Source organism: Nitrospirota bacterium (genome assembly GCA_040755395.1).
Lineage (GTDB): Bacteria > Nitrospirota > Nitrospiria > Nitrospirales > Nitrospiraceae > DATLZU01.
On record JBFMAX010000003.1, the window covers coordinates 116,903 to 140,756 of the forward strand.

Here is a 23,854-nt window from a genome sequence, read left to right on the forward strand (position 1 = left end):
TAGCTCAGAGCCATTGGCTGCTCGCTACTTCCTGTTTGTGAAGCACTCAAAACGACGGAGGAGCGCCGGCGTTCGGCGACGGCAGGGGGTGCGACGGGTGCTCCCCGGTCATGCGGCCCGGCTGGGTGCCGCGGCCGTTCGGAGGCAGGCGGGGCCGCTCGCGGAGCGTCACTTCGCGGCGATACGTCTTCTTGTCGCGCTGGTATTCGATCTTGATTTTCTGGCCGACCCGAAATTGGGCAATGGCCTGCAGGAGGTCCTGAGGCGATCGCAATCGGGTTCCCTGGACGGCCGTGATGATGTCGCCGCCCAGCGTCCACGACTGCCCTTCGACGACGACGTCCAGGTCCCCGGCGCGCAGGCCGATCTCCATCGCCGGACTGCCCGGGTCCACGGCTTCCACCAGCAGTCCCGGCGTCAGCGGCAGGGCGAACAGCCCGATCAACTCGTCGGTCACAAACTTCCCGCCGACGCCCAGCCACGGCCGGACCACGCGGCCCTTCTCCTTCAGCTCGGACACTACATGAACGACCGTGTTGATGGGGATGGCAAACCCGATGTTTTGGGCGCCTTCGATCATGGCGGTGGCGACGCCGATCACCCGGCCTTCGGAGTCCACCAGCGGTCCGCCGCTGTTTCCCGGGTTGATCGGCGCCGTGGTTTGCAGCACCTGCGGCTCGCCCGCGGCCAGGCCGGCAGGCGCGCCTCCGATCCGGCTGATGATCCCGCTGGTGAGCGTGGAGCCGAGGCCCAGCGGGTTGCCGATGACCAGCGTCCGCTGACCGACCCGCAGCGCGCTGGAGTCTCCCATCCGCACCGCGCTGAACGGACCCTTGACGTCGACCAGACGCAGCAGCGCGATGTCCGTCAACGGATCGCTCCCGACGAGTTCGGCCCGCACGCGCCGCCCGTCGTGAAGGGTGGCCATCACGGCGTGGGCGCCCTCCACCACGTGCGCATTGGTCACGATCAGCCCGGTTTCATCGAGGATGAATCCCGATCCCACGCCGTCGGGCAGCGCCGCCCCGCGCTGCCCGTGCGACGCGTAGGCGGAGGAAAGAGACACGGTCGCCGGGACGAGCTGTTCGTAGATCCGGACCATGTCCTCTTCGAACCCTTCGAAGGCGGCCGCGCCGCCGACCGCGCAGGCGACGACCGACGCGATGGCACAGAGCGCCGCCTTGCAGGGCCGGCCGGGGCCGATGTCGAGTCTGTGTTCCAATCCGTGTCGCATCGCGCGCCGACGTGCTTCCATCTCGTGCCGGTCCAGTCTGCCCTAATTCGCCCCCTCGACACAAGCGCGTGATCGGGCGCAAGACACGCGAGAGTCGCGCGACCGGCGCGCCTCGCAGATGCAAGGATACAGCGCGAAGGAGAGAGGAGGTTGACGCGACCGTGATGGCGGGAACGGCCGCGATCAACAGAGCGGAAATGATGAACCAACGGGGAACGATCGAACGCCGATGCTGCGGGTGTGCCATGATCACGACGGGGAGGCGAGTTCCATTTTGGCCGAAAGCACCCGCAAGAGATGGTCTCGGGTGATCATGCCCAGAAAGCGCCCGGACTCGATCACCGGGACCTGTGCGATATCCCGGCTCTCCATCGTCTGCAAGACTTCCCAGATGGGCGTGTCGGGCAGGACGACCGTCAGGTCGGCGAGAGGGGTCATCGCCTGTTCCACCGGCGTCGTCCCCCACCGGTCGCGGGGGATTGCTTTCACCTGATGGAGCGTCACCAACCCGTCGATCCGTCCGTCCGAGGAGACCACGAAGCACCGCTGACCGGTCCGCAGGATATGCTCATCCACCAACTCGGCGAGAGTCATCCGTTTGTCGATCGTCCGGCAGTCACGCGCCATGACCTCTTCGGCCACCAGCCCGGTGAGCACGGACCGGATACTGGCTTGGAGGACGCTCTCCTGCGCCGCATTGAGCAGGAACCAGCCGATAAAGGCCAGCCACAATCCGCTGAACCAATTGGCCGTGAAGCCGATGGCGATGCCTCCGAACATGAAGGCGTAGGCGAATAGTTGGCCCGAACGGGCCGCGATCCGCGTCGCCTTCGTCAAGCTGCCGGTGACCTGCCAGACCGCGGCGCGGAAGATGCGCCCGCCGTCGAGCGGAAACCCCGGGATCAAGTTGAACACCGCCAAGGCCAAGTTGATCGTCGCCAGCCAGTCGGCCAGGGCCGCGAAGTGCTCGAACCGGTCTTCCGTCGCGGCGGCGAGCCCTCCGAACGCGAAGGCCAGGACGAAGCTGGCGATCGGCCCGGCGATCGCGATCTGGAATTCGACGGCCGGCCGGTCCGGCTCGCGACCGATCTGGGCGACGCCGCCGAAGACGAAGAGCGTGATGGCGCGGACCGGGATCCCTTTGGCGAGTGCGACGAAACTATGGGCCAACTCATGCAGGAGGATCGAGACGAAAAACAGCAGGCTGGTCAGGAAGGCCATGACGTAGTGTTCGGCCAGCGTCCAGCGCGGGTGCTGCCCCGCGAACCGCGCCACCAGGGAGAAGGTGATGAGCAGGAAGAGGATGAACCAGGAGTAGTGGACGCCGACCTGAATGCCGCGGACCGTGCTGAGACGCAGGGATTGTCCGATCATGGACCGCACTCCTCAAAAGCGAGCAGCAAGTAGCGGATAGCTGATAGCGAATAGCAAGCAGTCCCCATGAGCCCTTGGCTCACCCACGCATCATGATAATGCCTCATCCGAGGCCCCTTTATCCTCTCCCCAACACCCGTTGCCGAGCACCCAGCATTCGCGAAGAGCGATGGGTTCTGGAGCAACGGGTCCCGGGGGGAGAGGGGAAGGTGAGGGGGCATTGTCTACACAGCAAGTGACAAATCGCGAAGAGGCCGGCTTCTCGAATCGGCGTGACGGACCGAGATTCAGCGGATGGTGGAACTGGAGGAGAAACCGGATCAGCGGGCCGTGACGTCTGAAGGAAGGCAGCGCGTTCGGGCCGAAGCGTTCCAACCGTTTTGCGGCTTCGTCGGCGGTGAGACCACGCCCCCGATCGGTCTCCAGCAGCAGCAGGACTTCATGCGCGGGCAGATGATGCAGCGCGGTATCCGGAACAGCCCGGGTCGGTACGGTTCGTGGTGCGACGGTCGGACGTTCCGACATCAGGAAGAGAATCTCCCGGTTCGGCGTTCTTCCGGGGAATCAGCCGCCGTCGGCTGCCGGCGCGCGTCGAGGATCGCGCGGAGTTGCACGACGGAGGCCCGGTCCGTGAACGTGAATGTGATCGCGTTCGACATTACGGCTAGATCGCGACCTTCAACACTCTGTCGAGACGCTCGCCGAAGATCCGGTACCCTTCCTTGATCTCGTTCGGCACGAAAGCGGTCTCGAGACGAAAAGAGAGACGGGTCGGGCAACCTTGTGACAGGAAATTGCGTCCTTTCCGCATAGCTGATGCGTACGGTTTATGCAAGAGGGCCGGCGGCGGTTGCAGCCCTGAAAACAGACAGCGGCGAATAGCGAGCAGCGAACAACTTTCAGTTATCAGCTATTCGCTGCTGGCTGTGAGCTTCATCGTCAACTCTGTCGTCATATGTCATGACATTTGACGACGGAGATGACAGTCGGTATGATACCCCGCCATGGCGAACGGTCCTCCGTCTATCGAGCGCATGCTCGACCTTCAACAGCTCCTTGAACGGAAATCCCACTTTCTCCTCGGCCCGCGTCAGACCGGCAAAAGCTTTCTGATCGCGCAGACGTTGAAAGACGCTCGGGTCTATGATCTCCTGGATACGGCCGTCTATTTGGCACTGAGCCGGGAGCCCGGGCGCCTTGCCCAGGAGCTGACCTCGAAAGACCGGCTGGTCGTGATTGACGAGATCCAGCGGCTGCCGGAGCTGCTCAACGAGGTGCACCGGCTGATTGAGCGGCGCGGGATACGTTTCCTCCTCACCGGATCCAGCGCCCGAAAACTCCGCCGAGGCGGGGTCAACCTCTTGGGGGGGCGCGCCCGCACCAAATACTTGCATCCGCTCACCTCTCGCGAGCTTGGTAGTCGGTTCGACCTCCAACGCGCGATGGACCGCGGATTGTTGCCGGCCATGTACTTTTCCGACGACCCGCACGCGGATCTTGCGGCCTACGCGGGATCCTATCTGCAGCAGGAGATCGTGGCGGAAGGCGCGACCAGGAACATCTCGGCGTTCAGCCGATTCCTTACCGTCGCCGCGTTGTGCAACGGAACGATCGTGAATTTCACCAAGGTGGCGAACGACGCGCAAGTGCCGCGGACCACTGTGTACGAGTATTTTGAGATCCTGAAGGATACGTTGCTGCTCTATGAACTGCCGGCGTGGCGCGGGTCGAAGAAGCGAAAACCCCTCGCCTCGTCCAAGTACTATTTCTTCGACGTGGGCGTCGTCGCGACCCTCCAGGGCCGCCGGTTCCGACCCGGAACGCCGGAGTTCGGTGAGGCGCTGGAGACGTACATAATGCACGAGCTGACAAGCTACAGCGATTACGTCTCGGGCGAGCCGTTGAGGTACTGGCGGTCCACATCCGGGTTCGAGGTGGATTTCATCATCGGCGATCACACGGCCGTCGAGGTGAAAGCCCGGGCAAACCTTGCGCCGCAAGACCTGAAGTCATTGGCGGCGCTGGCCGAGGAGCGCAAGCTCAAGCGATACCTGTGTGTGAGCCTCGAACCGCGGGCTCGGCAGCTCTTGGGCGTGACCGTGCTGCCGTATCGAGAATTCCTCGACGGGCTCTGGGAGGGAAAATACCGTTAATCACTGGGAAACATCCGGAATGATCACGCCGTGGGGACTGCGTTGCCCGTCCAGGGCTTGCAGTTCCTCCGCGGACAGCAGCCGCTCGCGCGGCAGCTCCAGCAGGCGCGCCGCTTCGAGCAGAGCGTGCGCCCACGTGCAGCGGTTGACGAACAACATGCCCGGCGTGTTCAACGTGCCGCCTTCGTTGATGTATCCCAAGCCGCGCGTGCGCGGCCCGGTGTGCAACGGTCCCAGCACGCCGAGCAGGGTTTCCGGGCGCGTGTGATTAAGAAACAGCCGGGGTTGCACCGCCGCCGGGTACAACCAGTCGATCAGCGACGCCGGCGCCTGATGGGCCTGTTCCGTCGGATTACGCGCTGACCGGAAGCGACCCGGTTCGAGAAGGTAGACGACCGTGTGCGGGATGTCGCGATCCGACAGTCGGCGGGAGGCCCGAATCGCTTCGCCGAGCTGATAGGCGCCGACGGCGGTCAAGATCATCCGCGCACGTTCGGGATCGTGACAGGCCCAGTCCAGCCTCGCGCCGCCGGCCTCGACCAGCCGTCTGGCCTCTTCCGGTGTGAACAGGTCCGGGACGGTGTCCGCCTTGGGCGCCACGATCGTCCAGATCCGGCCCTGCGTTCGGTAGAGGCGTTCCATGACCGCCGCCGCCGTGTTGAAATCCGCCGGGAAGACGACACGGGACACATGCGACGGTTCGCCGAGCAGCGCTTCGGCCATGCTCGGGTCCTGGTGCGACTGTTCGTTCTTGCCGTTCTCCCAGGTGTGCGACGTAAGAATCAGCGGGATCGAGAGCCATCGCTGGGGCCGGCCCGCCTCGACGCAGTGATTGGTGAAAATGATCTCCTGCCGGATCGCCCCGTGCATCTTCGTGCCGAACGCTTCATACGTGTGGATCAGATTGATGCCGCCTTTGTTGGCCAGCGCGGCGGAGGCCACGGCTTCTTCGTTCAACGCCGTGATCACCGCCCCGTCCACGCTTTCGGGCACGCTCGGCTCCGGGTCCGTCACCCGGAATTTCAGATGTCCCAGCGTCTCAACGAGCCGGTTCGAGAGCATTTCATCGGGGTTCCCGACGCGCGGCCTGAGATGGGGGTTGGCCCGCAGAATCGAGACGAACGTGCGGTCGATGGCCGTCATCGGCGAGGAGAAGGTCCAGGACGCGGCATCCCAGCGCCGCTCCTGATCGACCAGCCGAAACGGCGGCGCCGGGACTTCTCGCAGCGTGATCTCGCGGTGCACGAACACATGGTCGCGCTCCAACGGCCGGCCAGACGACCGGTGTCGCTGGAACGCCTTGACCGCGGACCCCAGTTCCGCCGGAGGCACCCAAAGTTGTCTCGCTCCCTGATTAAACAGGTCCGCCGCCCGCTGATTGATCCGCGGATTAGCCATCAACGGGAGGTTGTGGGCGAGGTTGGTGCCCTCGCCAGGAAACCCCGCCCCCTTCGGCGCCACCGCGATGCCGTAGGGGAGCGGGATAGGATACCGGCCGCGCCCCGCTTTGATCGCCTCCGCCGCCGCCTCCAGCCGGCGTTCCATTTCCAGGATCGCCCACAGAAAGGCGGCCGGATCGCGCCCGTCGAACACGATCGGGTCGAACCCGTTCAGCTTCAGGTGCGAACAAAACCACTCGACTCCCCCCTGTTGCGACATGGTGGTGCGCTGGTCGATGCGCCGGCCGTTGTTGATCATGATGGGCGTGACGAGCCCGCAATCCTCCGCCCGCCACCAACGCGGGGCCCAGTCGCTGCCGCGCTGTTCTTCGAAGGCGCCGTCGGAGAGGAACACCGTCAACCGCTCGCCCGGCAGCGGCATGTGGACGTACTGCAATTCGGCAAAGCCGAGGTAGCCGCCCTCGGCGAGGCCGCCGGCCGTGTGGGCGTTCACGTGACTCCCCAACGGGGACTCCGGGACTCCGTCCGCCCGCAACCGGTAGGCGTAGAAATCACGCACGTAACGGGTCAACCCTTCATCGGTGACCGCATAGCGGGTCGCGTGGGCTTCCGTCATGTTGCCGACGAGGAGATTGAGTGAGTCCACGGCCGAGACGCAGTGGCCCTGTCCCATGAGCCACCCGCGGGTGTGGCCGGACCACGCGTTGGCCGCCAGATAGCCCGCATAGGCGGGCACCATATTGAGTGAGCCGCCGGTGTGGCCTTCTGGACGGTGCTTGAAGTCGTCAGTCGCGAGCGGTCGTCCGTCCAGATAGACATTGCGGACGTAGGTCTGGTGCACGACCAGCCACAGGCCGGCGCTCGCCAGCCGATCCAGCGCCATGAGCAGGTCGTACAATGCGATCCCGTCCCCGCGTGAACCGGAGCCGGTCACGGATGCAGCCAGTTCGTGAATCCTCACTTGTGTCTCGTCGCTGTGCCGGATGACGCCGTAGCCCTCGGCCCATCGGGCCAACTGCGGGTCGGCGGAGCGGAGCTCGGCGGCCCGTTCGGCGAGTTGTCTTTCGGTATGTGCCTCTGTCTTGCCCATGTGCCTCCCTCGTCACAAACGTGATGACGGCCGGTAGCTAGCAGCCAATAGCCAAAGCGAATAGCTCAGAGCTACTTGCTGTTCGCTGTTTGCTGCTGGCTATCTTGAAAGCAGACACCGGACCGTTTCCCTCGCGATCTCGGTTTCTTCGTCCACTCCGACGACGTAGCATGGGAGTCTGCTGTCTTCCCGGCTGATGGGCGCGGTCGCTCCCGCCGCGAGACCTTGCACCGCCTCGTTGCGGGCCTGGTCCAGCTCGATGCCACACCACGCCATGCCTTCGCAAATGCGGGCGCGGATCGCCGGCGCGTTTTCGCCGATGCCGCCCCCGAAGACCAGCGCGTCCGCTCCGCCGAGGACGGCCAGGTAGGCGCCGATATATTTACGCGCGCGATGGCAGAAGGTGCGGATGGCGAGGGCGGCGCGAGGATTCCCGTTTTGTTCCGCTCGCAACAATTCGCGCATGTCGTGCGAAAGCCCGGAAAGCCCCAGAAGCCCGGACCGTGCGTTCAGCCACCGTTCGACCTCATCCGGAGCGGCTCCCTCGCGGCGGGCGAGGTAGGCGACGATCGCCGGATCGAGATCGCCGGACCTGGTCCCCATGACCAGACCTTCCAAAGGCGTGAAGCCCATTGACGTGTCGACCGACCGGCCTCCGCGGACCGCCGCGGCCGAGCACCCGTTTCCCAGATGTACGGTGATCAGCCGGGCTTGCGCAAGCGGCTTGTCGGTGAAGGCGGCGTAGCCGGCCGCGAGAGAGGCGTGGGCGATGCCGTGGAAGCCGTAGCGCCGGATGCGGTGGCGGGACGCCAAGTCCTGCGGAATGGCGTAGGCCACCGCTTCGGCGGGAAGCCCGCAGTGAAAAGCCGTGTCGAACACGGCGACCATCGGCATCGACCGGCCGAAATGCCGCCGCGCCGCCTTGATGCCAGCCAGGCAGGCGGGGTTGTGTAGCGGCGCCAGTTCGCCGAGTCGCTCGATCTCGGCGATCACCTCGTCGTCGATGACCGTCGGGGCGTGAAACCGCTCGCCGCCGTGGACGACCCGATGGCCGGCGGCCTGAACCGTGTCACGCTCGATATGTTCCAAGATCCAGGCCATCGCATCCTGATGGTCCGCCGCGGTCCGCGTGGAGCGACTCGGAGCTTCGCGCTGCGTCGCCAGCTCCAAGCAAGCCTGCCCGCCGATGCCGCTGACGGCGCCTCGTACAAGCTCCTTCGGCGCCGCCGGGTCGGGCCCCGCCTGCGTTTCCTCGACCTGGAACAGCCGGAACTTGACGGAAGAGCTGCCGCAGTTGACGACCAGCACGCGCATCGTTAGCCGCCGAACTCGTACCCCAAGCCGAAGATGAACGCCTCGTCGGTCCGCTTGCGTCCCGGCGCCGGGGCGCCGTTGTAGCGGAGGTCATATTCGAAATTCACGAACAGATTCTCGTAGACCGTGATCCGGATGCCCTGGTCGGCGAAAAACCGGAGCGCGTTGCGCTCGGCGAAATCGTAGAAGCCCTCGTGCTTGTGAAACGCTTTGACACGGTCGGGAACGAGGGTGAATTCGGTGCGCAACGACCAGCGCGCGGAGGGCGTCTGCGTCTGGGGGGCGTTGGTGTACTCTTCACTGACGTAGGCGAGACCCGCAATGCCCGCGACGGTCGCGCGGGCGCTCTCCAGAAATTGATAGCCAAGACCTGAGCCGAGCGTCGTGCGCAGCGTCAAATTCTGAAACGTATCCTTTTCAAACAGGCTCTCCGCGTTGGCGAAGACCTTTTTGGAGAAAAAAAGATCGTATTTCAGCGTGGCCAAGGAGTTTCGAACGGTGACCCGGCTCCCAACCTCTCCGTAGTTGTATTTGCCTTCCAGCAGAAACCGATGTCGCTCCGACCGGATCGTCCAGCGCGTCGAGGCGTTGACCGCCCTGGTGTCGGTGTTGCCTTGGGTGCTGTTGCCGCCGATGTTGACCGTGCCGCGGTAGCGCACCGGCTCGATATTGATGGCCTTCACCTCCGACAGAGCTATGGTTCCGGGCGTGCCGAGTTCCGTCGCGTCGACGATGAGAGCTTTTCCGAAGAACAGATCGGCGAGGGTCTCCGCTTCCGTCTTTCCATCGACCTGGACTTTGAACGGCTTCTCGGAAGAGAGACTCTCGACCTGCTTCCAGTCGATGGTGACGTTCCCGCTGTGCGGGGTCTTCACGGTCAGCCGGCCCTCTTCCATTTTGACGATCTCGCCTGTGATGCGATCGCCGTTGAGCAGCCGCACTTCGCCGGCCCAAGCCGGCGCCAGACCGCCCAGCCCTGTGAGGCAGCAGACGAGCATCCCTCTGATCCATGGACCTTGCATGAAAACGGTTCCCTTCTGCCTGAAGCGCGAAGCGAGACATGCGGAAACGGGAACGTGAAACACCGCGGACAAGACGTTATGGAGGATGGATGCGCCCGTCTGCGTGAAATCTACTCATCGCTTGCTGGATAGGTTGATCCATTTGAAGGTCCGTTGGGTCTTCTTGCGGGACACGGACAGGAGCACCGTGAGCCAGATCGCGCCCGTGACGATCAGCCGTTCCCCGTTCGACGCACGGGCGACGTCGCTGTCCAGCGAAAAGAGGCCGGGCGCGAATGCCAGCGCGGTGACGACGATTGCCGTCGCGGTCACCAACACGACGTCGTCCGGCGACGACCACAACGCGATCCAGACGACGGGGATCACGTACAACGCCGCCCATGAGCAGCCCGGCGAGGGCATGAAATCCAGCGCGCACACGCACGCCGCGAATCCGAGCGCCGCGACGATCGTCAGCGGACTGGTCTTCGTCCCGTTCATGCCGCAACCAAGCCATAAAAGGTGCGCAACGGCAAGACGCCTTTGGGAGTGCGTCGCAGCAGGGCGTCCGCGTCCCGTAGGATGACATGAAATGCGTTGATCCTCAACGCGGCGCTCACGGCACTTGTAAAATGTCGGTGGTCCGGAAGGTGAAGAAAAAGAGGATCGTGTACTGATTGTAGTAGGCGTTACCCGTCGTCCAGTGCGTGGACCGGACGAAACGGCCGGTGGCGGTCTCGTAGATGTCCAGATACAGCCGCGCGTGCGCCAACTGATCCAGTTCCTGATACAGCGTGATCTGCGGCAGCGAAAACGGAATGATCACGCTCTGGATCGGCGGCAGCCCGAAGAACGTGTCCCCCTGGTTGGTGCCGAGGGCCAGCACCATGGCGCGGACCAGATAGGTCGCCTCACCGGGATGTCTCTTGATGTGGTAGCCCTGTTCGCCCAGCCGCGCAGCGACCGCGTCGCGCACAAAGGACAGGTCCCAGGAGGGGGAATCGATCACGCCGAAGTCCCCTTCCTTCTGCAGGTGGACGTGCGCGCGATCGGTTTGAAGCCCGCTGACCTCGACGGCGACCGTCGCGCCTTCCGGCAGAGGCACGCTCATATCGGCCAGCGCCCGCTGGACGGCGTGGGTGAGCAGCAACTGTTCGGTCGCGCTGCGCGGCGTCTTGGACACCTCCCGCGGCAACGCGCAGGCGGCGAAGAGCGTCAGAGCCCCGATGAGCCGGAGGACGCCGCCTATGACTCTCTCGAAATTCATTCTCGTGTGTTTCGGCGGGCGAGGGGAACAGGTATGAGACGACAACGCCCCTGTACTGTCGGCCCGCCTGTCCGGCCATTCGACACCTCCAGACGATTGTCTCTGGCCCGCTTCAGACTTCAGCTAACACCAGCGTCGATTCGTAGCCCAATAGACAAAAAGTCCGTCACAAGCCGGGAAATGTCGAATCACGATCTTGCCCAGTTGTTGATACTGGGAGATTATTATAGTGGAACATGCGGAGCCTGGATCTGACCGGGCGAGCGAAGTGCTTGACTGTCCACAAACGACGGCGGAGAATTGGCCACAGGCGAAGAATCGGCCACAGGAGATCGCCCGATGGCGCGTGTGCTGATGGGGACGAGCCTGCAATCTCTCTCAACGAGGTGCTTGCGGCGCGAGGGGCGGACAGGTCCGATCTTCGAGGCTGGAGCCGGAACATGGCTGCTGTTGGTCGCGGCGGCGATGCCCTTCGTGATGGGGGCGGCCCCGGTCGGCGAACCGTCTCCCGCTGAACCGGAGATGCAGATGGAACCCAAACGCCGGTATGTGGCGCCGACGGATGCGGCGGACAGCGCGCGGGCCCACTACCACGAGGGCCTTGCGCTCCAGGCCGCGGGCGATTTGAACGAAGCGGTGGTGCGATTCCACGAGGCGATCGCGCGGAATCCTGATTTCGCCGAGGCTTATCACGCGCTCGGATTGGCGCTCAAAGCCATGGGCCGTCTCGACGCCGCCATCGAAAAATACCGGATCGCTCTCGAGCTGCAACCGAAGAATGTCGCGATCACCAACAACCTGGGCGTCGCGCTCGAAGCCAAAGGCGACTACGACGCGGCCGTGCAAGCTTACCGGAGCGCCTTGCGTCTCAAGCCGGACAGCGCGATGCTTCACTACAACCTCGCGCTGGCGTTGAAGTCCAAGGGGAATCTGGACGAAGCTCTCGAAGAATTTCGAGAGACGATCCGGCTCGAGCCCGATCACGCGGCGGCTCACAACAATCTCGGCGTCGCGCTCGAGGCCAAAGGCGATTTGGACGGGGCCGCCGACGCGTACCGTGCGGCGCTGCGTCTGGTTCCCCAAGGGAAGCGCGCCGCCGCCTACGCGTTGAACCTCGGGGGAGCGCTCCGCGCGAAGGGCGACATGAACGGCGCCATCGACGCCTGTCGTGCGGCGCTCCGCTTGCAGCCGGATAATGGGGAGGCGCACTACTGTCTCGGTCTCGCCCTGCTGAGAACGGGGGCGCTCGACGACGCCGTCGCCGAGTTCAAGGAAGTGACTCGTCTGCTGCCCGAGCATGCCAACGCCCACCAGCACCTTGCCCTCGCATTGGAGGCCAAAGGGGACGGCGATGCCGCCGTCAAAGCCTACCGAGCCGCGGTTCGCCTGCAACCGGACAATGCGGCCGCGCGCTACAGTTTGGGAGCCCTGCTCCAGGCGCGGAACGACCTGGACGGAGCCATCGCGGAGTACCGCGCGGTTCTGGCTCTCAACCCCGATCATCCAGGGGCGTCCAACAACTTAGGGGTCGCGCTTCAGGCGAAAGGCGACATCGACGGCGCGATCACGGCCTACCGCAACGCCCTGAATCACGAGCAGAACGACCCGATCATTCATTTCAATTTGGGGCTCGCCCTGCTGGCGAAGGGACAATCCGCCGAAGCGGCTCGGGCGTTCCTGGACTATGTGCGGCTGGCGCCGCAGACCCCGGAGCATCGTTCGAGAATCGAGTACGCGAAAGGCAAGCTCGGCGAGCAAGGACGGTAACCTCGCGCCTCCTGCCTTCACGTTCAACGAAAACCCTGAATCGGTCCGCGCCGGAAGACCGAAGTCGCGGCTGCTAAGCGTGGACCTCTTCCTCGGACGGAGCGCGGCTTGTCCGGGCTTTCCGGGCCGGGATCTCGTCGCGTCGTTTGTGCTCGTCGAACCAGGGATACAAAGCGGGCAGGACGACCAGCGTCAGCAGCGTGGAGCTGACCAATCCGCCGATCACCACCACGGCCAGCGGCCGTTGTACTTCCGAGCCGATCCCATGGGCCAACGCCAGGGGGATCAGGCCAAACAGGGCGACCAGCGCGGTCATCAGCACAGGCCTGAGCCGTAAGGCGCAGCCGGTCATGATCGCCTCGGTGACGGGCCGTCCGTCGTCGCGCAGCTTGTTGATGTAGGACACCAGGACGATGCCGTTGAGCACGGCCACGCCGAAAAGGTTAATGAAACCGACCGAGGCGGGCACGCTCAGATACTCGCCGGTGATCCAGAGCGCGACGATCCCGCCGATCAGGGCGAAGGGCAGGTTCAGGATGATCAGCGCGGCGTAGCGGACCGAGTTGAACGACGAGAACAGCAACAAGAAGATCAGGCCGATCGTGATCGGCACGATGATCTTCAGACGGGCCATGGCCCGTTGCATGTTGTCGAACGAGCCGCCCCAGGTGACGGTGTAGCCCTGAGGCAGGGACACCTGCGCGTCGATTTTCTGCTGGGCCTCCGCCACGATGCTGCCGATATCGCGCCCCGAGGTGTTGAATCCCACGTAAATGCGGCGCTTGAGCCCCTCGCGGCTGATCCGGCCGGGTCCCTCTCGCAGCTCGATGGTGCTCAGATCGCTCAGCGGAATCAGGCCGCCGGAGGCGTCGGCAACCAGGATGTTGCTGATCGTCTCGACGCTGTTGCGGTATTGTTCGGGAAACCGGAGGATCAAGTCGAAGCGCCGCTGCCCCTCGTACACGGTCGTGGCCGCCTTGCCCCCGATCGCGGTGGCGATGATTTCCTGGATGTCGGCCACGTTGATGCCGTGCCGGGCGATCTTGCCCCGGTCGATGTCGATCGTCAGATACGGTTGGCCGAACAGTTGCTCCACGCGGATGTCCTTGACCCCGCGGATCGTCGTCAAGATCGCCGCGATCTCTTCCGCCTTCTGCCGCAGCACGTCGAGATCGTCGCCGAAGAGCTTCGCCGTCGCTTCGGTCCGGACACCGGAAATCAACTCGTCGACCCGCTGCTGAATCGGCTGGCTCAGGAGGAAGCTCGCGCCGGGAATCCGTTCCAGACGCCGGCGGATCTTCTCGACCAGTTCGGCCTTGTTGCCGGCCGTTGTCCATTCGTCCAGCGGCCTGAGCGAGACCACTGGGTCGCTTTCGTTCGGCTCCTGGGGATCGTTCCCCAACTCGGAGCGCCCGATTTTGGACACGACCATCGTGACCTCGGGAAACTCCATGACCGCCCGGTGCATCTCCTTCTCGATCTCGATCGATTCCTTGAGGGAGGTGCTCGGCAGCCGGATGGTCTGCGGTGCGAGGGAGCCCTCGTTGAGGATCGGGATAAACTCGCTGCCGAGGAATGGAACCAGCAGAAGGCTGGCGCCGAGGAGCGTAACCGCGCCGAGCAGCACGGCTCGCCTCCGCCCCAGCGCCCACTTCAGGGCGGGGAGATAGACGCGTTTGGCCCAGCGGATCAGAAACGTGTCGTCCTCGCTCCCACGCTTGAGCGCCAGGGAGCAGAGGACCGGCGAGAGGGTCAACGACAAGACCAGGGACACGAGCAGCGCGATCATGATCGTGTAGGCCAGCGGCTGGAACATTTTGCCTTCCATCCCCTGCAGCGAGAGGAGCGGGAGGAACACGATGATGATGATCAGAATCCCGAAGATCACCGGTTGGCCGACTTCCTTGCACGCGTGGAGAACCAGGTCGATCCGGTCGACGGACTGCGACCGGTGTTCGGACAGATGGCGGTACACGTTCTCCACCACGACGACCGATCCGTCCACGATCATGCCGATCGCGATGGCCAGACCGCCGAGGGACATGAGATTGGCGGTAAGGCCCGCTTTGCCCATGACGATGAACGTCACGAGCGGCGCCAGGATGAGGGTGGCGGTCACGATCAAGGCGCTTCGGACGTTGCCGAGAAACAGAAAGAGGATGACGACGACCAGGACGATCCCTTCGACCAGCGCCTTGTACACGGTGTTGAGCGCCGCGGTGATGAGCTCGATGCGGTCATAGAAGGGGACGATCCGAAACCCCGGCGGCAGTAGGTTCTTCTCCCGGATTTCGGCGATCTTCGCTTTGAGTCCTTGGACCACGTCCCGGGCGTTCCCGCCCCGCAACATCAGGACGATGCCGGTCACAACCTCCCGCTCCCCGTTCAGCACGGCGGCCCCGTGGCGGACGGCGTGGCCGATCTGCACCTTGGCCACGTCGCGGACGTACACCGGCGTGCCGCCGACTTCCTTGACCACGATGTTCTGAACGTCCTCCAGCGACTTGATGAGGCCGACGCCGCGCACGATGTACTTTTCGGAGTGCTTTTCGAGGATGTTTCCGCCGGCGTTGGCGTTGTTCTTGGCGACCGCCTCGAACACGTCATGGAGCGACAAATCGTACTTGCGGAGCAGGCCGGGTTCCACTATGACCTGGTATTGCTTGACGAATCCACCCAGCGAATTGACGTCCACCACTTCGGGGACGCTCTTGAGCAACGGCCGGATGACCCAATCCTGGATAATCCGCACGTCGATCAGGTCCTGCTCGTACAGGTGCTGCGACTGGCCCGGAGGCTGCGGCGTCTCGATGTAATACTGAAACACTTCGCCGAGTCCGGTGGTGTTGGGGACCATCATCGGCTCGGCGCCGGGCGGCAGAGACTCCCGGGCTTCGATCAGCCGTTCGAGGACCAGTTGTCGCGCGAGGTTGATGTCCATGCTGTCCTCGAAGACGACCGTGATGAGCGACAGGCCGACTTTCGTCAGCGAGCGCAGCTCGGTGAGCGCCGGCACCCCCGTCAATTGCAGTTCGATCGGAAAGGTGACGAACCGTTCGACCTCGGCCGGCGACAGCCCCGGCGCCTTGGTCACGACCTGCACGAGGACGCTGGTGACGTCGGGGAACGCGTCGATCGGAATGGTCCGGAACGCGTACACGCCGCCGGCGGCCAGCATGAGCGCGATGACGACGACGAGGACGCGCTGGCGAAGGGAAAATGCGAGCAGCCGGACCATGCGTCAGATGTCTTTTTTCTGGAGTTCGGATTTGAGGATGAAGGCGCCCTGGATCACCACCGGTTCGCCCTCCCGGAGGCCGTCGAGGATCTTGACCATCTGACCGTCGGAGGCGCCGAGCCTGACCTCGCGCGCCTCGAACGACTGGGCGTCGCGCTGGACGAACACGAAGGTGCGGTTCCGGTCCCGCTGCACCGCCGCCTCCGGCACGAGCAACGCCCCGGACTCGGTTTCGGAATGGATGCGCACGGTGGCGAACATTTCCGGCTTGAGCCGGCCTTGCGGGTTCGGCAGTTCCAGGCGGACGCTCATCGTCCGTGTCGTGGGGTCCAGCACGTCTCCGACGTAGGTGATCTTCGCCGTGAAGACGTCGTCGGGATAGGCGGCGACGCGGACTTCCGCCGTCCCGTTCGGACGGATATAGGGGATGTCCTTCTCCGGAATGTTGGCGACGACCCACACTTCGGACAGGTCGGCCACCACGAACAGCTTCTCCGTGGTCTCCACCACTTCGCCTCGGGTGACGTTCCGGGCGATGATCCGACCGGCGAAGGGCGCTTCGATCGGCACATAGGACCGGATCTTGTGATCGCGGTCGAGTTGTTTGATCTCTTTCTCTTCCATGCCCAGCAGCAGGAGCCGGTCTTTCGCTTCCCGCGCCTCGGCCCTGGCGCTGTAGAGCTCGGCTTCCCGGCGCTGAGCTTCCGCCGTGCCGATGACCTTTTCCTGCAACAGGAACTCGGCCCGTTTGAACGACTGTTCGGCCAGGTATAGTTTCGCCTGGGCTTTCAGGTACGCCGATTGCGCCAACCCCAACTCGCTGCTGTACAGAATCGCCAGCAGGTCGTCCGCTTTCACTTCCTGGCCCAAGTCCGCGTACACGTCCACGACCCGCCCGCGCACCAGGGTGGTGATGTCCGCAACGGCGCGTTCGTTCGGCCGGATCGTCGCGGGAAAATCCCGGAACGTCCGGAATTCGCCCCGCGTGACCGGTTGGACGGTGATGCCCGATCGCGCCGCGGTCTCCGGGTCGAGGCGGACTTCGGTCGCGGACTGCGCCGGCTGGGCCGTCGGTTTGGCGCCGGTCGCTTCATTGGGCGTCGAATCACACCCGGCCGCCAGGCTGAATATCAACACGGCGGTCGCCGGTCCCAATCCTTCTCGTTCCGTGAAGCGCATCTCGTCCTGCGTGAAGCGTCGTTCCATTATAAAAATCCGGCGACGGCCCGTTCGAGCCTGGCCAGGGAGACCGACAGGTTGAAGCGGGCCAGCACGTAGTCCACGAGCACCTGTTGCCGGACCCGCTGGGCGTCCAGCACCTCCAGCAGGCTGGCCGCTCCCTGCTTGAAGCTGAATTCCGCGATGCGGAGCGCTTCCTGCGCCTGTTTGAGGAGGCCTTGCTCGAACACGTCGATCAGGTTCGCCGTCGTCTGCGCGTCCTGAAAATGCTGGTTGACGGCCCGCAGCAATTCGTTGCGGGCCCGAAGCAGTTCCGCTTCTTCCCGGCGCCTGGCACCGAGGGCTGCGGCGATCTCGCCTTGACGCAGGTACCAAATCGGGGTCGGCACGGCGATGCCGCCGTAAAACGCTTCGCGGCCGGCTTCGCGGCTGTATCCGCCGAAGACGTTGACGTTCGGCACCCGGCTCTGTTCCTCCTTCACCACCGTGAGCCCGGCCCGCTCGACCAGGTGTTGAAGGCGACGGATGGCGGGGTGTTGTTCGAGCGCGCGGGCGGTGAGATCGCTCAGCTCCATGCTCTTGGGGAAGTGCTCGAAGTCCCCGGTGATCTCATAGGTCGGCCCCAAGGCGCCGACCGTGAGCGTGTCCAGCACCACACGATTCACCCGGACGGAGTTCTGCGCCCGCGTGACGACCTGGTTGGCTTTCAACACCTCGACCTGGGCCTTGATGGCTTCGAACTGCGGGGCTTCGCCGGATTTCACACGGGCTCTGACGATCCGCGCCACTCCCTCGACGATCTCCAAATTCTGTCTGGCCAGATCGAGGGCCTGTTGGGCCTGCAGCAATTCGTAGAAGGCGATCTTGACTTCGGCGATCAAGTTTAGCTTGACCTCTTCCAATCCCACGCTGGCGCCGGCCAAGCCCGCTTCCGCTTCCCGCTTCCTCGCCGACCGTTTGCCGGTCCATTCCAGGGGTTGCGTCAGGGTGATCGTGCGTTCCATGAGCCGCGTGCCATCGGGGTCTCGAACGACGGCGTCCGCCGTCTGGCCCAAAATGGTGGGGTTCGGATAGGCCCCGGCGGCGATCCGTTGCCCGCGACTCTCTTCGATGACCGCTTCGGCTCCGGCGACGGTCGGGTTCCGTTGCAACGCCAAGTCGATGATGTCGGGAAGTTCGTAGATACGGGGACTTGGGTCCGCCGCGCCCGCCGGGACCGCGCCCTGAAGCAGCATGATCGTGTAAGCGGCGGATATCAGGCGACGGGAAAATCTCGCTGCCATGTTCAGCCTCCCTGGTTCTCCCCCTCCCTGACCCTCCCCCGAGTTGAGGGAGGGGAGGGTGGGGGCCAGCCGCTGGACTTGTGAAATGAATCTTTGGTACACCGCACTTGATCTGGTCGCTATAGGACGGAGAGCGGTTAGACCAAGGAGAGGGTGGGAGGTCGAAACAGATCCGAGTCGAAGGTCTCCCGCAGCCGGGAGACACGGTCAGCTAACCACGGTCTTGCGTGTAAGGCGATGTGAAGAGGAGAACCCTGAACGGGAGCGAACTCCGACTCGGCCGTCTCTTCGCCGTCCTCCGTTTCGGTCAGCCCCTCGGTTCCGCCCGGGAGTTGATCGTGGGCGTGGAATGGACCTCCGGACCGGTCCCGCGTCCAGTCTTCCGCGCACGCCGTACCAAGGAACTGGACAGTAAAAAGAACCGCCAATATGATAAGAAGGAGCTGACCGTGCCGACGTACCATTACGTCATTCCCCTCGCAACTGCCGCCTAACCCTAACACGGCGGGAAACCCTTCGGCAATTTCAATTTCCGCTCATTTCCTCATTGACAAGGTAGCCGGTTGCGAACAGCCGGCAGCTTGCAGCGATTCACTGGCGGCTGCTCGCTCTGCGCTCCTCTCCCTCCAGCGTAAGGAGAGGAATCTTTCTTTGGTCCGGAATCAATTCATCGTCAGCCACCGATCGAGCAGGCGGTCCAGCACCGCGAGCCGCACCGGCTGGTCCTGCAGAAGCCCCGGCGTGACATCGGAAGGTTCAATGCCGGAAAGCTTGGCGGCGAGCAGCTCGTCCGCGCCGGTCTTGCCTTCCCGGTCTGCGGGTTGCGGGCCGGACAGGAGAATCTGCACCGGCAGCGCGGGGGCAAGGGCCTCACGCGCTTTAAGAAACGCCTGCAGGTGACCGAGGATTTCCTCGGGCGGGCGGCCGATCAGGACGATCGCGCCGACGGAGCCGGGAAGGCACTGTTCCCAGACCGACCAGAACCGCTTTTCGATGCGCACCGCGAGGAGATGGAGCGCCACGCCCGGCGCAATGCGGACACGACCGACATCGATGCGGTGAAGCGGTTTGCCTTCTTCGGTTCCCAGGGCCGCCCAGCGGGAGCCGGAGAGATCGTGCACGAGTCCCTGGATCAGCTCGCTCTTGCCCGATTTGGCCGCGCCGACGACGAGCACCCGCAACGCCAGCGGCCCGATGCCGGGCGGGCGTTGCGCGCGCACCCGTTGCGCGATCTGACCGAGCCGTTCGAGCACCTGCCGGACGGCCGGAATCTCCTGCTCTTGCGCGACCGTCGCCTGCTCCCCGCGCTGTGGCTCGGCCTCTTGCTCGTGCTCCTGCAGGGCCTGGAGGTCCTGGAAGAGGAGGTTGGCCATGCTGGCGGTGATCGGCATCCGCTCCGGCACCGCGTCCGGGATGAACATGAACCGGCCGGTTTTCCACCCCAACAGGCGAAACAACGGTTCTTCCTTCGCCGGCGATCGGATTTCCGCTTCGACGATCACCCCGTCTCGAAAATACAGCGTGCCGGTCCGCTCTCCGTGACTGAGCACCAGCGCGCCGGTTTTCTGCTCGAGCTCCAACGTCTGGATCATATCCAACAGATCCACGTCCTCGATCCGACCGCTCAGGCCGATCCGGTCGAGCGGAATCTTCCGGGCCTGCTCGATCCGATCCATCGCGGTCTCGACGCTCTGCGCCAGCCGTTCCAGCGAGCACGGCTTGGTGAGGTAGTCGTCCCCGCCGACCCGCCGCGCTTTCACCCGGTCCGTGTCCTGGTCTCGGGCGGTGAGAAAGATGAACGGAATGGTGCGGGTGGCGGCGTCGCGACGGAGCCGGCTGCACAGCTCGTAGCCGTCCATGCCCGGCATGCCGATGTCGGCGATGATAAGGTCGGGCCGGTCCTCGGCGATCTTCTGGAGCGCCTCGTGCCCGTTCAGCGCCGTCGTCACCCGGCAATTACGGCCGCTCAGGTACAGCGAGACGATGCGCAACCACTTGGCCTCGTCGTCGGCAATGAGAATTTTGGGAGGCATTGAGGAACCGTGACGCGTCATGCGTGACAAGTGAGGCGTGAACGGTGAATCCGAGAGTTGTCCGACGATAACGTGTCACGCTTCACGTGTCACTGTATAATTTCCGGTTGTCCCGTGCCGTTGATCACGGCTTCGGTGATGACGACGGACTTGACGCTTGCCAGCGCCGGGACCTCGTACATCAGGTCCAGCATCACGTCTTCCAGAATCGTGCGGAGCGCGCGGGCGCCGGTTTTCATCGAGGCGGCGCGGTGCGCGATCGCCTTGACGGCGGCGTCGGTGAATTCGAGACGCACGTGCTCGAGTTCGAACAGCGCCTGGTACTGTTTCACCAGCGCGTTCTTCGGTTCGGTCAACACCCGGACGAGCGCGTGCTCGTCGAGATCCGAGAGGGTGGTCAAGACGGGGAAACGGCCGACGAACTCGGGGATGAGCCCGTACTTCAGCAGATCATCGTGCTGGACGCGGCTCAGCAAGCCGCCGGGAGCCGCGGCCTCGCGCGTGGTCGTGCCGGCGCCGAAGCCCAGGCGTTTCTGCGTCGTGCGCTGGGCCACGATCTGCTCCAGTCCGACGAACGCGCCGCCGCAGATGAACAGAATGTTGGAGGTATCCACGCGGATGAACTCCTGCTCCGGATGTTTGCGCCCGCCTTTCGGCGGCACGTTGCAGATCGTTCCTTCCACCAGCTTGAGCAGGGCCTGCTGGACGCCTTCCCCGGATACGTCGCGCGTGATCGAGGCGCTTTCGGACTTGCGGCTGATTTTGTCGATCTCGTCGATATAGATGATGCCCGTTTCCGCGCGCTTGACGTCGTAGTCGCACGCCTGGAGCAGCTTCAGCACGACGTTCTCGACGTCCTCCCCCACGTAGCCGGCCTCGGTGAGGGTGGTGGCGTCGGCGATGGCGAAGGGCACGTGCAGAATTTTGGCGAGCGTCTGGGACAAGAGCGTCTTGCCGGTGCCCGTCGGGCCGATCATCATGATGTTGCCCTTCTGGAGATCGACGTCCTTCAGCCGTTCCCGGCTCAGAATCCGCTTGTAATGGTTGTGCACGGCGACCGACAGCACCTTCTTCGCGCGGTCCTGCCCGATGACGTACTCGTCGAGGATCGCTTTGATTTCGGTCGGCTTGGGGACGCGGACGCCGGCGGAGCCGTCGGTCGCGCCGCCCGCGCCTTCCTCCGCGAGGAACGCCGAACAGAGCCGAATGCACTCGTCGCAGATCAGCAGGTTCGTGCCGGTCTGGCAGGACGCGCACTGGTAGGCCGCCGGGCTTTGGACAAGACTTTTGACCGCGGTCTGCCGCTTGCCGCAGAAGGAACAGGACCGGTCGCGCTTGTCTCGATTGTGTCGTGTCTCCCAGAACACCGAAGTCGCCTTTCTCGGTATCCGACCGATCCCGGCAGAAGCCCAATCTTAGTCCGCGCCGGTACGGAACCTCAAGCGCCCCAAATCCGTGAGGCGTGAAGCGTATGAGGCCAAAGGGTGGAGGAGAAGGTCCTCTTTCTCGTCACGCATCACGTGTCATGCCTCACGGCGACTTTTCTTTGACGACCGGGAACCGGACCGTGAAGGAACTCCCTTTGCCTTCTTCACTGGTCACTGTCAGCGTCCCGCCGTTGTCCTCCACCAATCGTTTCACGTTGGTCAGCCCCAGACCGGTGCCGTATTCCTTCGTCGTGAAAAAGGGCTCGAAGATGCGGCTGAGATTGGCTTCCGGGATCCCGCAGCCCGTGTCGGCCACCTCGATCTCGACGGAATCCTCGTCGCCGCGCCGCGTCGTCACGGTCAGACGGCCGCCGTCCGGCATGGCCTCGCGCGCGTTGATCAGGAGGTTGACGAGCGCTTCCTTGACCTGTTCTGGGTCCACATACAGGGCCGGCAGGTGTTCTTCAAACCGGGTATCGAGCGTGATCCGTTCATGCCCGCCCTGCGCCTTCCACTGCCACAGCGCCGCCTCGGCCAGGGCCGAGGCCGCCACCGCTTTGAGCTCCGGCGGCTTCTGGCGGGCGTATCGGAGAAAGTCATTGATGCGGTGGGTGAGCCGATCCACTTCGTCGACGATGTAGCGCGCGACTTCCCGCTTCACCGCCTCGTTCTGGCGTTCTTCGAGCACCAGTTGGGCCGAACTGCGGATCACGCCGAGCGGGTTCCTGAGATCATGGGCGAGCGCCGCCAACAGTTGGCCCACGGAGGCCAGTTTCTCCCGTCTGATCAGTTCGCTCTGCTGGGATTTGATCGTGCGCAGACTGTCTTCGAGGGCGCTCCGCATGGCATGGAACGTCGTCGACAAGGCCTCGATCTCGTCTCCGGTGCGGATGTCCGCCGCCGGTTTGTTCTCGATCGGCGGCGAAGGGGCCCCCTCGAAGAGGGCGGCCACGTTGCGGCGAAGGGCTTCCGCCTCCCGCCGGAGCGCGAGGATCGGGCCGACGATACGCCGACCGACCACGAATCCCATGGAGGCCAGTCCCACCACCAGCCCGAACCCGATGAGCCCGACGGTAAACAGCATCGAATTGATCGGGGCATAGGTTTCTTCCGGCTGTTGGCGGACGAAGGCGAACCACCGTTCTCCGCCGAGGCTCGAGGTGGTCAGTTTGTGGCTGAAACGGACCGGCGCCGAACCGACGATGGAGTGATGGCCGCCGTGCGCATCGTCCTCCGCCACGAGCCACAACGGTTCGTTGCGGACGAGTTGATTCAGCAACGCGTCATGAATCAGGTGCGCAGTCGGCGGGAGCACGGGACAGATCAGCGGCGTGCCCTCCGTGTCCAACAGCATGCCGTGGCCGGTCTGCCCGACGCGGATGGGGAGAATCGTGTTCATCAGCACGTCGCGTCTGATCACCAGTCCCACCACGCCGATCGGTTCACGTTCCTCCTCGTCGATGACAGCGACCGCCACGTCGAAGACGAATTCGTTCAGACGGCCGTCGAACCGCAAGGAACTGACGTAGGCCGCATCCGTTCCTTCCTCGAACGCCTCCTGCCACCATTCCTGATCGGCGTTGAGATACGGAATCTCGGGATCGGTGGATGCGACCACCGCGCCACGGCTGTCCGCGATCACCACGCGCACATAATAATTCGCTTGCCGGGCCCAATTCCGGAGATACGTCGTCGTCTGGGCCACCTCGGGCGGACCGCCCAGCAGCCGGGTTCGCATCCAGGCCGTCTCACCATCGGCCAGGATGCGGCGGACCTCGGCGTCGCTCTTGCCGGCGTACCGCCGGTTCGCCGTTTGAACGACCCCCCGGACCAGAACAGGCACGAGCGCCAAGCGTTCGGCACGATCGATCTCCTGATCCACCGCCGCGGCGATGCGAATGGCGGTCGAGCGGGCGATCTCCTGGAACCCGCTGCCGATCGAGTGCTTGAGACTGTAAGTGCTGTAGAGATAGGTCGCGATCAGAGCGGCGATGCCGGGCACGATCCCGACGATCAGCAGGGCGATGAAAAACTTCTTTTGCAGGCCGCCGATCCTGGGCTGGAGTTTCATAGGGACGTGAAGCGTGAAGCGTG

Annotated in this window: 17 protein-coding genes and 1 pseudogene; 3 read left to right on the top strand and 15 right to left on the bottom strand. The window is 64.2% G+C overall.

Annotation, left to right across the window (positions count from 1 at the left end; all coding sequences use genetic code 11):
- Positions 1 to 46: 46 nt before the first annotated feature.
- The 4 genes and pseudogenes from AB1555_06805 to AB1555_06820 form a co-directional block, all read right to left on the bottom strand.
- Positions 47 to 1,255 carry a trypsin-like peptidase domain-containing protein gene (locus AB1555_06805; protein MEW6246404.1) on the bottom strand — a complete coding sequence of 403 codons (1,209 nt, stop codon included), beginning with the start codon at positions 1,253 to 1,255 and terminating at the stop codon, positions 47 to 49.
- 228 nt (positions 1,256 to 1,483) lie between these two features.
- A complete protein-coding gene (locus AB1555_06810; protein MEW6246405.1) occupies positions 1,484 to 2,608 on the bottom strand; it encodes a site-2 protease family protein in 1,125 nt (374 codons plus the stop codon).
- A gap of 288 nt (positions 2,609 to 2,896) precedes the next feature.
- Positions 2,897 to 3,133: pseudogene (locus AB1555_06815) on the bottom strand (cation-transporting P-type ATPase).
- A 139-nt stretch (positions 3,134 to 3,272) separates the two neighbouring features.
- Positions 3,273 to 3,419: a hypothetical protein gene (locus AB1555_06820; protein MEW6246406.1), complete on the bottom strand. Its 147-nt coding sequence runs from the start codon at positions 3,417 to 3,419 to the stop codon at positions 3,273 to 3,275.
- A 193-nt stretch (positions 3,420 to 3,612) separates the two neighbouring features.
- On the opposite strand from AB1555_06820, the gene AB1555_06825 reads away from it, so the two are divergent.
- Positions 3,613 to 4,761, top strand: a complete 1,149-nt coding sequence (locus AB1555_06825; GenBank protein ID MEW6246407.1) for an AAA family ATPase — start codon at positions 3,613 to 3,615, stop codon at positions 4,759 to 4,761.
- Here the strand turns inward: AB1555_06825 and AB1555_06830 are convergent, their stop codons facing one another.
- The 5 genes from AB1555_06830 to AB1555_06850 all read right to left on the bottom strand — a co-directional run bounded on the left by AB1555_06830 (position 4,762) and on the right by AB1555_06850 (position 10,833).
- Positions 4,762 to 7,251: a xylulose 5-phosphate 3-epimerase gene (locus AB1555_06830; protein ID MEW6246408.1), complete on the bottom strand. Its 2,490-nt coding sequence runs from the start codon at positions 7,249 to 7,251 to the stop codon at positions 4,762 to 4,764.
- 99 nt (positions 7,252 to 7,350) lie between these two features.
- The gene (locus AB1555_06835; protein MEW6246409.1) at positions 7,351 to 8,565 is read right to left on the bottom strand and encodes an acetate/propionate family kinase; all 1,215 of its coding nucleotides are present in this window, start codon (positions 8,563 to 8,565) and stop codon (positions 7,351 to 7,353) included.
- A gap of 2 nt (positions 8,566 to 8,567) precedes the next feature.
- Positions 8,568 to 9,587, bottom strand: coding sequence for a DUF481 domain-containing protein (locus AB1555_06840; GenBank protein ID MEW6246410.1), 1,020 nt, complete (start codon positions 9,585 to 9,587; stop codon positions 8,568 to 8,570).
- A 114-nt stretch (positions 9,588 to 9,701) separates the two neighbouring features.
- The gene (locus AB1555_06845) at positions 9,702 to 10,067 is read right to left on the bottom strand and encodes a hypothetical protein (GenBank protein ID MEW6246411.1); all 366 of its coding nucleotides are present in this window, start codon (positions 10,065 to 10,067) and stop codon (positions 9,702 to 9,704) included.
- A gap of 115 nt (positions 10,068 to 10,182) precedes the next feature.
- Positions 10,183 to 10,833 (bottom strand): hypothetical protein, encoded by a 651-nt coding sequence (locus AB1555_06850; protein MEW6246412.1) that lies wholly within the window; start codon positions 10,831 to 10,833, stop codon positions 10,183 to 10,185.
- Between the two features lie 339 nt (positions 10,834 to 11,172).
- Here AB1555_06850 and AB1555_06855 point away from each other — a divergent pair, with 339 nt between their 5' ends.
- Entirely contained in the window at positions 11,173 to 12,600 is a 1,428-nt protein-coding gene (locus AB1555_06855) for a tetratricopeptide repeat protein (GenBank protein ID MEW6246413.1), read from the top strand.
- Positions 12,601 to 12,673: 73 nt separating this feature from the next.
- On the opposite strand, the gene AB1555_06860 is transcribed toward AB1555_06855, so the two are convergent.
- From AB1555_06860 to AB1555_06870, 3 genes are read right to left on the bottom strand one after another with little or no spacing between them, the layout of a single operon-like run.
- On the bottom strand, positions 12,674 to 15,838 hold the full coding sequence (locus AB1555_06860) for a CusA/CzcA family heavy metal efflux RND transporter (protein MEW6246414.1): 3,165 nt from the start codon (positions 15,836 to 15,838) through the stop codon (positions 12,674 to 12,676).
- A gap of 3 nt (positions 15,839 to 15,841) precedes the next feature.
- Entirely contained in the window at positions 15,842 to 17,044 is a 1,203-nt protein-coding gene (locus tag AB1555_06865; GenBank protein MEW6246415.1) for an efflux RND transporter periplasmic adaptor subunit, read from the bottom strand.
- Complete coding sequence (locus AB1555_06870) at positions 17,044 to 18,300, bottom strand: TolC family protein (protein MEW6246416.1); 1,257 nt, start codon at positions 18,298 to 18,300, stop codon at positions 17,044 to 17,046. The genes AB1555_06865 and AB1555_06870 overlap by 1 nt, the downstream gene beginning before the upstream one ends.
- A 239-nt stretch (positions 18,301 to 18,539) precedes the next feature.
- On the opposite strand from AB1555_06870, the gene AB1555_06875 reads away from it, so the two are divergent.
- Positions 18,540 to 18,794, top strand: coding sequence for a hypothetical protein (locus tag AB1555_06875; protein ID MEW6246417.1), 255 nt, complete (start codon positions 18,540 to 18,542; stop codon positions 18,792 to 18,794).
- Positions 18,795 to 18,962: 168 nt separating this feature from the next.
- On the opposite strand, the gene AB1555_06880 is transcribed toward AB1555_06875, so the two are convergent.
- The 3 genes from AB1555_06880 to AB1555_06890 all read right to left on the bottom strand — a co-directional run bounded on the left by AB1555_06880 (position 18,963) and on the right by AB1555_06890 (position 23,831).
- Positions 18,963 to 20,333, bottom strand: coding sequence for a response regulator (locus tag AB1555_06880; GenBank protein MEW6246418.1), 1,371 nt, complete (start codon positions 20,331 to 20,333; stop codon positions 18,963 to 18,965).
- Between the two features lie 89 nt (positions 20,334 to 20,422).
- Positions 20,423 to 21,700: an ATP-dependent Clp protease ATP-binding subunit ClpX gene (gene clpX, locus AB1555_06885; protein MEW6246419.1), complete on the bottom strand. Its 1,278-nt coding sequence runs from the start codon at positions 21,698 to 21,700 to the stop codon at positions 20,423 to 20,425.
- A 163-nt stretch (positions 21,701 to 21,863) separates the two neighbouring features.
- The gene (locus tag AB1555_06890; GenBank protein MEW6246420.1) at positions 21,864 to 23,831 is read right to left on the bottom strand and encodes an ATP-binding protein; all 1,968 of its coding nucleotides are present in this window, start codon (positions 23,829 to 23,831) and stop codon (positions 21,864 to 21,866) included.
- Positions 23,832 to 23,854 lie beyond the last annotated feature (23 nt).